Below are 13,268 nucleotides of genomic sequence, written 5' to 3' on the forward strand. Positions count from 1 at the left end.
AGAATTAATATTACTTAGGCAATGCAGTTAAATGCCAAATATTATTTACATAATCACGAATACTTCTGTCTGAACTAAACTTACCCACTAATGCGGTATTTAAAATGGTCTTTTTAACCCACTGAGTTTGGTCGCGATATTCAGCATCAATACGATTATGTGCATTCACATAGTCAGCAAAATCAGCAAGAACTAAATATGGGTCACCACCCTCTAATAAGTTATGACGAATATTTGAAAATGCCGCGCAATCCGTAGCATCAAATTCATTATTATCCAATAAATCAATCGATGCTTTTAATAGACTATTTTGCTCATAATAGGTATGGGGGTTATAACCCTCAGCTTTTAGTTTTTCGACATCATCAACTAATAAACCAAAGATAAAGATATTGTCATCACCTACTTCTTCACGGATCTCAACATTGGCACCATCCATCGTACCAATCGTTAATGCACCATTAAGTGCTAATTTCATATTACCCGTACCAGACGCTTCTTTACCAGCTGTTGATATTTGTTCTGATACATCTGCCGCAGGAATAATAATTTCAGCCAAGCTAACGCGATAATCCGGCACAAAAACCACTTTCAACTTACCATTTAAGCGAGGATCGTTATTTACTTTATCGGCAACTTTGTTAATGGCATAAATAATGTCTTTTGCTAAAGCATAACCAGGCGCTGCTTTTGCCGCAAAAATAAATACGTGAGGATGCATATCAAATGTTGGATCATTTAATAAACGATGGTAAAGCGATAATATATGTAATAAATTTAAATGCTGACGTTTATATTCATGTAGTCGTTTAATCTGTACGTCAAAAATAGCATTAGTATCTAATTCAATATCAAGATTTTCAGCAACCCAGTCAGCAAAACGTTGTTTATTTTGTTTCTTAATTTTAGCAAAACGTTGTTGAAATTTAGTATCCGTTGCAAACTGAGCAATAGCTTCTAATTGCTCTAAATGAGCAGGCCATTCAGTACCTATTTTTTCACTGATTAAAGCTGATAATTGTGGATTACAATATTTAAGCCAACGGCGAGGCGTAATTCCATTGGTCACATTTTGTAAGCGTCCAGGAAATAGTTCATCAAACTCTGGAAATAAATCACGTTTTACTAATTCAGAGTGAAGCGCTGCCACACCATTAACAGCATAAGTACTTGCCACACAAAGATTCGCCATACGAACCATTCGCGATTGACCTTCAGCAATAATAGAAAGCTTACGTTTTATTTCATTATTACCCGGCCATTTAGCTTCAACCTGAACCATTAGACGATGATTTATTTCAAAAATGATTTCTAAATGACGAGGTAATAATTCACCAATTAAAGCTTCACTCCATGTTTCTAATGCTTCTGGCAATAAGGTGTGATTAGTATAAGCAAATGTTTTTGAAACAATTGCCCATGCATCATCCCAACTTAGTTTATGGTCATCTAATAACACTCGCATCAACTCTGGAATAGCAATTGTTGGATGGGTATCGTTAAGCTGTATAGCCTCAAATTTTGATAATGAATTAATTTCATGACCATTTTTAAGATGACGACAAATAATATCAGCAATAGAACAAGCACAATGAAAATATTGTTGTGTTAAACGTAACACTTTACCTTGATCATGATTATCATTTGGATACAGTATCTTAGTTACATTACCTGCCGCAATTTGCGTTTGCTGTGCGCCAACATAATCACCATCACTAAACTTAGCCAAGTTAAACGGTACAGGCGCTCGACATTCCCATAAACGTAACGGAAATACCGATTGGTTTTGATAACCAATAATAGGTAAATCCCACGCAATGCCTTGTAATGTGACGGCAGGATTCCAGCGGCGGTGCTGCTGTCCTTCATCATCAGTATAAGAGCTAACATCACCATATAAACCAACAAATTGATTCAATTCTGGGCGTTGAACTTCCCACGGATAACCCTCTGCTTCACGCCATGCATCGGGAAATTCGATTTGATGACAATCAAGAAATGACTGTTGAAATAACCCATATTGATAATGTAAACCATAACCAACAGAAGGAAACTCTTGAGCTGCTAATGAATCCATAAAACACGCAGCTAAACGACCTAAACCACCATTACCTAAGGCTGGATCTCGTTCTTGTTCTAATAAATCAGTTAACTGAAAACCAAGTTCAGTAACGGCTTCATTAATTTCTTCATATAGACCAAGACTAATTAAATTATTGCCCGTTAAACGACCAATTAAAAATTCTAGTGAAAAGTAGTTAATACTACGAGTTTTTGCATTAGCAACACGCTTTTCTGTTTCAAGTAAATTGCCAGTACTAATTTCAGCAAGTGCTTTACCTACAGCTAAATACCAATGTTTATCGCTGGCAGTTTCAATATTTTGAGCATAAGTAGTCACTAAATGTTTTTTAACTGAAGCCTTAAATGAGGCTTTATCAAATTGTTGTGTTTGACCACGCTTTTTCATTATTATGTCTCACTGTAAGATTTAATTGATTGGTATCTATGCTGCACTGATTCAAATAATGAAACATCATCCTAATAAAAGGATTATGGGGATGAGAATAAAGGGCGTAGGAAAAATATTGGTAGTCGGCGAGTAAAAATTCGGCACTTCATCCGTATATTATGTGAGAGAGCTCAAATTTATAGGGATGAGAAGAGTCAGAATGATAAGAGATCTTGTTTGTATCGTACTGAAGGTTAAAGTAAGCACCAAGAATAATACGTTTATCGTATATATTCCTATTTCTAGCCTTAAATGATGGATCTTTAAAGAGCTTAATTATGTGGATACCTTCTAAACTTACTCGCCCAGCACGATTACATAACGCGATTTTACGGCCTCGCCTCCTTGAAAGTCTTAACCAAGCCAATAATTATCGATTAGTCCTGTTTCGATCGCCTGCAGGTTATGGCAAAACGACAATGGCAGCGCAATGGTTAAAAGATATTCCACATACTGGTTGGTTTAATATTGATGAAAACGACAATGAAAGCTTTCGTTTCGTTAATTATTTTCTCCAAGCAATAAATAAAGCCACCAATAATAGCTGTTTAAAAACCCAAGCAATGGCCGAGCGCCGTCAGTTTGCTTGTATTACGACATTAATCAATGCACTTTTTGCTGAATTAGCCGATTATCAAGAAATATGTTACATCGTATTAGATGATTATCATGTTATTAATGATGACAGTATTCATGAAGGAATGCGTTTTTTCTTAAAGCACATGCCTGATAATATTACACTTATTGTCACCAGCCGTACTATTCCACCATTGGGAACAGCAAATTTACGTATTCGTGATTTATTACTTGAAGTTGATCATGATAGCCTTGCTTTTGATGAAGAAGAAACCCAACGGTTCTTCCATCAACGAGTGCCCGATCATGTTGAGAGTCAATTACTGAGCAACTTAAGACAGCAAGTTGAAGGTTGGCCATCTGCATTACAACTTATCGCTTTGCATGCAAAACAAAAACCTAATTTATTAGCAGATTCAGCACACTCATTAGTGAATTTTAATCGTAGCCATTTATGGGATTACTTAGCTGAAGAAGTTTTTGATCAATTAAGTGAAGACATTAAAGATTTCTTATTACATTGTTCAATATTAGACATATTTAATGCTGAATTAATTACCGAATTAACCGGACGATCTGATGCTTTAGCAATGTTAGAAACACTTAACCGCTTTGGCCTATTTTTAACGCCATTAGAAGGTGATAATAATTGGTATCGTTTTCATAATTTATTTGCTGAATTTTTACGTCATCAACGTTATGCGACAATCCCTCAGCAACGAAATAAATTACATGAAAGTGCCGCCAAAGCATGGATAAAACAGCATAATTATCAACAGGCACTTATTCATGCGCTTAAGAGTGAGAATCAACCACTGTTAACCGATCTGTTATCTGCTCATGGCTGGAGTATGTTCCATCAAGGTGGATTAAATTTACTTGAAAATGCCATTGAAAAACTCAATCAAGACATTTTATTTGGCTCGCCACGTTTATGTTTATTAAAAGCATGGCTCGCACAAAGCCAACACCGTTATAATGATGTGGGTGAGCTATTATCACAAAGTGAAACTGAACTAATATCTCGCGACTTAACGCTGGATGATGCCATTCAAGGTGAATTTAATGCATTACGGGCACAAGTTGCGATTAATCAAAGTAAACCACAACAAGCACTCAAATTAGCAGAACAGTCCTTAGGACAACTACCTGCAACGACTTATCGCAGTCGTATTGTTGCAACATCGGTCATTGGTGAAGTTCATCATTGCTTAGGAAATTTAACCCAAGCGTTATCTATGATGCAACAAACTGAAAAGATGGCACGTCAATATCATTTCTATCATCAAGCGTTATGGGCCTTACTTCAACAATCTGAGATTCTTATTGCTCAAGGCGCTATTCACCATGCTTTTGAATTATTAGAAAACGCCACTAAACTCATACAAGAACAGCATTTACAGCAAGTTCCATTACATGAATTTACGTTACGCTTAAAAGCACAGATTTTATGGTGCTGGCATCGTTTAGATGAATCAGAACAATGCACGCATAAATGTATTGAAATTTTAACCCCATTTGATAAATCAAAATCATTACATGCTTATTCTATGCTCGCAAGAATTGCAATATCTCGAGGTGAATTAGATAAAGCAACCCGCTATCTTGATATATGCCATGATTTAGTCAAAAACACCTCATATCATATTGATTGGTTAGCAAACCATGATTTTAGTTGTCTTCTATATTGGCAAGCTAAAAACGATACTGATGCCATCAAAGAATGGTTAAAAAACATCACACTACCAAAATCATACTGTAATCATTTTCAACAATTGCACGCCCGTAATATTGTCAGAGCTTATCTTCTATTAAAAGAAACAGATCAAGCGCAGCAGTTACTTAACACCATGCAACAACATTGTATTGAACATGATTTGCATACAGATCATCATCGCAATGCAATAATTCAAACAGTACTATATAAACAAGCAGAGCAACCACAACAAGCCTTAACCACCTTAAATGAAGTGCTTACTGTCAGCAATAATTCAGGGATGATCAGTGATTTTTTATGTGTCGGTGATGATATCAATACATTACTCCAAACGCTGGTTGAACATAAAAAATTAGACGAATTAACACTACACCGTTGCCAATATTTATTACGGGAAATGACCAGTAAAGAACGGGCTCGGGTTGTACATTTTGATGAGAATTTTGTTGATAAGCTATTAGCATTACCCAATATTCCTGAACTTATTCGTTCTAGCCCACTCACACAACGAGAATGGCAGGTTTTAGGGCTCATCTATGCGGGTTATAGCAATGAACAAATATCAAATGAACTTGATGTCGCCGCCACAACGATTAAAACTCATATTCGTAATTTATATCAAAAATTAAATATTATTAATCGTCATCAGGCCATTGAAACTGCTGAAAGTTTATTAAAACTGATCGGATTAGCAGCATAAAAAAATCCTAGCAATAATCACCTATTGCTGGGATTTTCACTTTTTCACTTACCGTTAGTTGTTATCAGCTAAAACCAAAAGAAAACTAAGCCTTAACGGTATAAAACACATGACTTTCTAATCCGGATCCCATTGCTATTGTATAAGTAGACGTGTTTTTAGCGACACACGCCCCACTCCAGAAATCAAACCAATCTGTCGCATATTCTGCCTCTAATAAAATCTCTTGCTCGGCATCATCAATATAATTAAACGCAAAATATAGCTGTTGCACTGAGCCATCAGTCAATGGCAAGGCTAATTCTGCGGTTGTTAACCTTAAATCTTTAAATACTGCGGCTTGTTGCGTTAATTGTTGACGATGAACTAATCGTAAAAAACTCTGCTGAGCAAAACTATTCCACTGCGCTAATGGATCACCTGATAATAATAAGCCACCAGCCGCTAATAATGCGTCACGATGAAAGAGATAACTGTGGTGATCTGTTTTTTGATTCACAAGATCAACAAGCGTCGCGCAATCAGGATCAATATGCCACAAACTCAAATGTTGCCAGCTACGATAAAATGTCTCTTGCGCGATTTGACTAAAGCGATGATCATTACGCTCAACATCATCAGAAACGCGCATCGCATCCACTAAACCAAGTGATGGCCACATTGGCGCATTACACCCTAATAACCAAGCCGTTCCCGCCCCTTTTGCAATCGCTTCCATTCCCAAACGATAAGCAGTAACCCCCGTACAATCACGTTGATAACGCTGCCCTTTCAACGTACCCCAATAATTAGCATCAAGCTTAAACAGTTCGACGCCCCATTCTTCACGCATTGTTTTTACTACGTGAGTTAAATGCGCTTGAACTTGTGGGTGAGAAGTATCAAGAATATACCAAGGCGTACACCGCCAACCGCCATAGGTTACTGTTTCTGCTTTTAATAATTCACCATTATGATGACGAACAAACCACTCGGGATGCTGTTTAAAAATAGTTGAACTTGGCTCTGCAATAAATGGAGCAAGCCATATAGCTGGTTTTTTCCCTTGCTGTTTGATATTAGCGATAACCGTTTTAATACCATTCGTAAAACGATCTGACGGTGTTAACCAATCCCCCATGTAAGCCTGATAACCATCATCAAGTAATACCCACTCAATGGCAGAATTGTCACCGTCCATTCGGCTTACATTTGAATCAATATCTTGTGCGGAAACCCCAGCATAATAGGCATACCATGAGCACCAGCCTATCGGAGATGCAAGCTGCTGATTTCGTTTAGGGTGATTAACATTAATTGCTTGTGCAAAAAGCTGATATACCTCATCAAGGCTAGTTCCTACGATGGTAATGATATTTTCAAGGGCTAATAGATCAGACTCATCAACTTGGCATTGGCAAGACTCACCATCAATAAACGCATGCACCGCTTGATCATGAATTTCAAAATACCCCGCAAAACGACGGCATGATGTAAATCCAAATAACGTGAATGTCTTATTTTGTTCAATAACAAGATAGTTATAGTAACGATTGGGCGCATCTTGCGGATAAATACGGTATTCACTATTGTTATCAGGGCAACGGCCAATCGCAACAGGTTGATCAATCGTACCGCCTGTTTGGGCTAACATTTGAAAACCATCGCCAATAATCGTTTCGGTGCCTTTATAAGGGAAAGTAAACCGTCCAACTCGTATATAAGAACTTAATATCTGTGAGTGATTATCTAACTGATAACAAGGAAGAAGCTGCTCATGCTGCAAAGAAATCACAATTTGTGCCGCAGGTTGGAAAACAATAGCATTTAGAATACAGGACATCTTATAACTTCAAGAATAATAAAGGATTATCCACTTTACCCGTACTGTACCCCTACAAAATGAGATCGTTTACACAAATTAAAGATCTCAGCGCAAGTGGATAATCATATTCTTTTATTTCTGAGGCTTACCAATAAATGCCACCACAACTTTATCCGCGCCTAACTGACGGCTAAAGGCATAACCTTGTTGTTGTGGTAATTGATTGTGAACACCGGCTCCAACCGCAGGATGTCGCTGACGAAATTGCCCGACAGTTTGCCAATGCTTAAGTAAATCTTGCTGATCACCATTCAAATTCCACACCATATCAGAGCGTGTTCCTTGATGAAAATCATCGGCATAAGGCCCTAAATCTCGTCCAACCTCATCACCATAAAAAACTTGAACGGCACCAGGGCTTAACAATAGCGCATTGGCAGCACTTTTTTGCATATCAAACGAGCGATAACGACTAAAAAACAATTCTGTATCATGTGAGGAGATATAACTCGTCATATTAAAATCAAGAGATTGTTCAAGCTGCTGACTATAATCTTGATAAATATCTTTCATTTGTGAGAAACACACCGCAGCTTGGTCCATTTTCTTTTGTAGATCAAAATTAATTAACGCATCAAAACCATCGTTATAATAAGGACTACGATATGCTCCATGTCCCCATACTTCTCCCATCATCCAAAACGGTGCACTATTTTTATTATTATGCTTATTTTTCTTACGCCATTGCGTTAAGTCTTTAGTTGCTTGCTGTTTTAACCGCCGCCAAACTTCACCATCCACATGTTTTACTGTATCAACGCGAAAACCATCAATACCAAACCGTTTAACCCAATCTGTTTGCCACTCTATTAGATAATCACTCACGGTAAAATTCGGTATTACTTTGACTCGAGTATCAGGATTATCGAGTAGCCATTTTGGCGGTATTACTTTGTTTTTCGATTCAGTAAGAAAATCAGGTAATCCGGCCAATGCCATAGTGATATCACTACTTCCGGGAGCCGGATAATCAGGCAACCCAGCACGAACCCAATCTTTACCCCACCATAGACGCCACTGATCACTCTTATAATCAATCAACTGATTATAACTATGCCAATTTTGATCGTGCGTTGGCTGCCAATCGCCCCAATGCTTAGGTAATTGTTCTTGATTCACAACATTTAACTTATCAAGTTGTAAATCAGCTAATGTTGCGTATCCAGCATGATTAATCACCGCATCTAGCAGTACTTTTATTCCACGCTTATGTGCTTGAGTCACTAATTCTTTAAATACAGCTTCATTACCTAAATTAACATCTATTTTAGTAAAATCACGAGTCCAATACCCGTGGTAAGCATAAAATGGAAAAGAGCCACTATCACCTCCTCCGACAAAACCATGCACTTGTTCAACAATAGGAGAAAGCCAAATAACATTAGTTCCAAGACTTTGGATATAATCTAATTTATTAATTACACCCTGTAAATCACCGCCATGAAACGTTCCTACTTCCTGTTTACCATCCTTATGACGACCATAACTATGATCATTTTGACGGTCAGCATTATTAAAACGATCTAACATCACAAAATAAATATTAGCATTTCGGTAATTAAACGGCTCTGGTATAGACACTGACAATGGCTCTAATAACACTAACCCTGCACTATTCGTTGCAGGCGTTAACTCTACCTTTCCATTTTTAACTACGACATTTTGTTGCGTAAAAACTTCACGTAATGTTGTACCATCTTGATATGTACTCGCTAAATTTATTGTTACTGGACCACCATGATAACTATCACAACTCACAGGGGGAATAGGACGTTTAAATACGCTCTTTGCGTGTTTTTTAGGTATACGTTTTATTCGTACTGTTTGTAATTTAGCGTCATATTCAAATGCATAATCTCCGCTAAATCGAATAGTCAAAGGCAAAACCGTTGGCACTGAACACCCTAAATTTAATGGTTGATTAAACCGTACTTTAGTAGCGGTAGGTTGTTGACAATCTTGATTAATCCCTTCTATTTTTAATTGATATTTATCTTTAACCAATGGCACTTCTAATATCGTTTGTTGAGATAATGGATAATCACGGCTTGTCGTGGTAGTAGAAAGCGTTAAAGATGGCGTCGCCAATACCACACTGCTTGATAAAGCGGAACAAACCACAGCAAATAACATATTAACTTTCATATAAGATCCCTAAAGCACAAGCCCTTTACCCATAAGATAAAGAGCTCTACAGATGATTTTATTGCATTTATTTTATTGAAGGGCAGGTAAACCTTGTGAGCGAACATTTCCTCGTGGCATAACAAATACCGCAGGAGTCCACGCAGGAACAGTTAAGACAGTTCCCTCAACGGTTGTACCCTTTGCCAAATCAGATTTATATTTTTCACTTGGCTCAAAACCTGTAGCGCCAATATCAACCGATTGACTTTCAGGGCTCGCATTAATCACAATCGCCATTGCATCAAGTGTTGAATCAATATCTTCCAACCCATTGCCATTATTAATGGTCATAACAATCAAGCCTGGTTTTTGATCTACGCCCGTATTATGGAATGCCACTCGATTAATCACTTCGAATCCTGTACCTAATGTTATTAAAGGGTAGCTCTGACGTAAGTTGGTAAGATCGAGATAATAATCCAACATTTGTTGAATCTCTTTGCTATTTGGTTTTGCATTGGCTCCACTACCATCAATAACTTGCTCAATAATATTATAGTTATCACCGTCTTTATCTTTACGTGGTAAACCTTTATTCCAGTTGTTATCTTGCAAGGTAAAATCAACGTTATTATACCAATCACCAGAATCGTAAGAGTCTCTTTGCATTGATTTAGAACGTAATATCTCAGATCCCATCTGAGTAAATGGTACGCCTTGGCCTAACATTGCCGTTGCTAACGATACCGCTTGCATACGAACACGTTGACTCGCGCTAACGCCATAAGGGATCTTGTATTGTTGGTTATCCCATAATGTTTGGTTGTCATGCTTAGAGACATAGTTTTGAATTTCAGTAGGATCTTTTGCATATCCTGCGGGTTGACCGTTGTAATCAAGTTGATCACCTCGAATACGTTGACCTTGTGCATTCTCAAATTGGAACGCCTTTAGATTACCGGCCATGCCTAAGCGTACTAAATCCGCTGCATGAAATGCGGTTGCTTTACTGGTTGTGCTTATCTTATTTGGTTGAACATAAGCGCCATTACCGAAACCTTGGTTTTCTCGCAGTGCATTGCCACCATCAAATGGACCGCCACCTCGAACGGCATCACGAAGACGATCAGAGAAACTACCGATCCCCGTTCCAGCTAAATGAGCCTGCGTTGCTTGTATAAATAAACGATCATTAGCAACCTCGCCAAAATTCCACCCTTCACCGTAAAAATATGTTTGAGGATCCACGGCTTGCACAGCATGTAATGCATCTTCCATTTGTGCTAGTGGATGGTGCCCCATTAAATCAAAACGGAATGCATCAATTTTATAATCTCGTGACCATACCACCAATGAATCTTTAATCAGCTTCGCCATCATCGCGTGTTCTGGTGCAGTATTAGAACAACAAGTGGAATTTTCTACTGCCCCCGTTTTAGGATTTAAGCGGTTGTAATACCAAGGAACTATCTTATCAAGTACCGACGTTTCACTTACTGGACCTGCAGAATTAGTGTGATTGTAAACAACATCCATCACTACATTCATCTTAATATCTTGCTTAACCGCTTTAATCATTTCTCGCATTTCTAAAATACGTGTTTTACCTTCCGCATTTGTTGCATAAGATCCTTCAGGCACAGTGTAATGAAAAGGATCGTAACCCCAGTTAAAGCTATCAGTTTCCGATATGAGTCGATTAAGTATCTGTACTTTAGGATTCTTTTCATTATCACCATTTTGCTCACGAGTCAGTACTTCAGCGATGGTTAAATCACTACTACAATCACCACTAAATAATGAGCTAGCAACGTTGGGATTAACCTTGCATAACGTAGAGAAAGGTTGATCGATATTAGCAACTTGTTGTGGATCTTCATTAATGGTCGCAATATCAAAAATAGGTAATAAATGTAGATGCGTTACGCCATTCTCGCTCAATTTTTTAAGATGGTTAACCGGAATAGAATCAGCCTGAGTAAATGCTTTAAACTTACCGCGATACGCTTCTTTAGTGGATTGATCATACGCACTAAAATCACGCACATGAGCTTCATAAATCACAAAAGAACTTGGATTAGATTGATCTCTTGGACGCGCTAATTCATCCCACCCTTCAGGCTTTAACCTTGGATCATTTAGATTAACAACTTGGCTGTACTTAGAGTTCATCGCCAAACTTAATGAATAGGGATCGGTCACTTGGTATTGCTCAACATTGCCGGATACCGGGTGGAACACATTAACTAAATATCGATAATACGTCCCATTTTTTGCTTTATCGGTAATGGAAGACCACACACCTGATTGCGGATCGAAATCCATCTGCAATCGTCCCAGCTCTTTCTTTTCATTATTAAATAAAACCAGAACAATATTTTGCGCAGTCGGTGCCCATAATTTAAATTGCACGCCATTGTCAGTAATCGTTGAGCCTAATTGTTCTGATTGCGCTTTAGATGCAAACAGTTGATCAAGCGCACCAGCTGATTGAACTTTGGTACCCGCTAATACTGTGCCTTTTTTATCGACGGCTAACACAATATTTTCAGCTTTCACAATGGCTCGCATATCAACATCATTAGGAATGGTATAAGCCTGTTGACCCGCAAGATACGGGAAGCGTGCTTGTTGTTGTCCCGTTAATGTCGCAGGTTTTAATACAATGTAATCCGCAGTATATTGATAATTATCATTTGGTTTAATATCCCCTTTTAATGACACATACATACGAACTTGGGCAGCACCACTCGCACCATTCCACACTAATGTATTTGTACCAATAAGGTGAGCTTCCGCATTCGCAATACCAGACATCGCAATAAAGGCTTGTTCACGAGAATCCTTCGCCTTGGTATCTCCTGCAATATACGATGCGGTACGATCAGGTATTTGAGTAAAATCTAATTGAACATTACCACCTAGTGGATTAGATAAGTTGTCATCTCGCACAATGAAATTAATACAATTACTCTTACCGTCTTTAAGATTAATCTTCCAATATGGCCCTAAGTTATCAACGCCTGTTGGTGTATTCTGGCTATTATCCCATGCCCCATTCACCATGTTACTTGCGGCGCGATCACACTGATCATTATTCCAAATGTGAAGGCTATAATTAGCAAAATTATTACTGCGGGTTGTTCCTGATTTAGCAACATAATAAACCACCGCCTCGCCATCTTTAGCTTGTATAGGCTCTGACACTTCACCAACATTATTTAAGGTTGCTGTAGGGCCATTTGTTGACGGTAGTTTAATCGCAACTTGGGGAGGATTTGTGGTATCAAAATAGGCGTTATCATCTATTGTATTTTTTGAGGAATTGTCATTACACCCACCAAGAATGATAGTCGTAATAATAGATAAGATGGAAGACGAAAGTAATGAACGCTTATAAATCATGCTAATATCCTTATGGGACATATTGAAATTGCATGCATCATAAAAAAAGACCGTCACTACAAATTGTGATGCGAAGCATTAAATGACAAAAATAATAACGGCTTTTTATTCATTATTCACAACCTATCACATTCTGTAGGGCTACAAAAACGCAATACGTTAAACCTAGAAATTATCAATAAAATGAATCCATTCGTTTGATGGTTAAAAATCACCCACAGCAAAACAGCAACTTCATCGACAAAAAATATAGAAATACAGCCAAAACGTTCTTTATACAAATATCATGCCTCTTTATTTGTGATAAATGCATTTATATTGAAACTTTTTTGAAAACTAGCTATCAAAATTACACTTGAAACAATCT

Annotated in this window: 5 protein-coding genes; 1 reads left to right on the top strand and 4 read right to left on the bottom strand. The window is 37.8% G+C overall.

Going from position 1 to position 13,268, the window contains the following annotated elements; all coding sequences use genetic code 11:
- Positions 1 to 10: 10 nt before the first annotated feature.
- Complete coding sequence (locus tag GLP24_RS00610) at positions 11 to 2,470, bottom strand: glycogen/starch/alpha-glucan phosphorylase (RefSeq protein ID WP_232615360.1); 2,460 nt, start codon at positions 2,468 to 2,470, stop codon at positions 11 to 13.
- Between the two features lie 320 nt (positions 2,471 to 2,790).
- On the opposite strand from GLP24_RS00610, the gene malT reads away from it, so the two are divergent.
- Entirely contained in the window at positions 2,791 to 5,505 is a 2,715-nt protein-coding gene (gene malT, locus GLP24_RS00615) for an HTH-type transcriptional regulator MalT (RefSeq protein ID WP_232615361.1), read from the top strand.
- An 85-nt stretch (positions 5,506 to 5,590) separates the two neighbouring features.
- Here the strand turns inward: malT and GLP24_RS00620 are convergent, their stop codons facing one another.
- The 3 genes from GLP24_RS00620 to pulA all read right to left on the bottom strand — a co-directional run bounded on the left by GLP24_RS00620 (position 5,591) and on the right by pulA (position 12,901).
- Positions 5,591 to 7,327 (bottom strand): glycoside hydrolase family 36 protein, encoded by a 1,737-nt coding sequence (locus GLP24_RS00620; RefSeq protein WP_232615362.1) that lies wholly within the window; start codon positions 7,325 to 7,327, stop codon positions 5,591 to 5,593.
- 114 nt (positions 7,328 to 7,441) lie between these two features.
- Complete coding sequence (locus GLP24_RS00625) at positions 7,442 to 9,514, bottom strand: alpha-amylase (RefSeq protein WP_232615363.1); 2,073 nt, start codon at positions 9,512 to 9,514, stop codon at positions 7,442 to 7,444.
- Between the two features lie 72 nt (positions 9,515 to 9,586).
- Positions 9,587 to 12,901, bottom strand: a complete 3,315-nt coding sequence (pulA, locus tag GLP24_RS00630; protein WP_232615364.1) for a pullulanase-type alpha-1,6-glucosidase — start codon at positions 12,899 to 12,901, stop codon at positions 9,587 to 9,589.
- Positions 12,902 to 13,268 lie beyond the last annotated feature (367 nt).

This window comes from Photobacterium carnosum, from assembly GCF_021236965.1.
GTDB lineage: Bacteria > Pseudomonadota > Gammaproteobacteria > Enterobacterales > Vibrionaceae > Photobacterium > Photobacterium carnosum.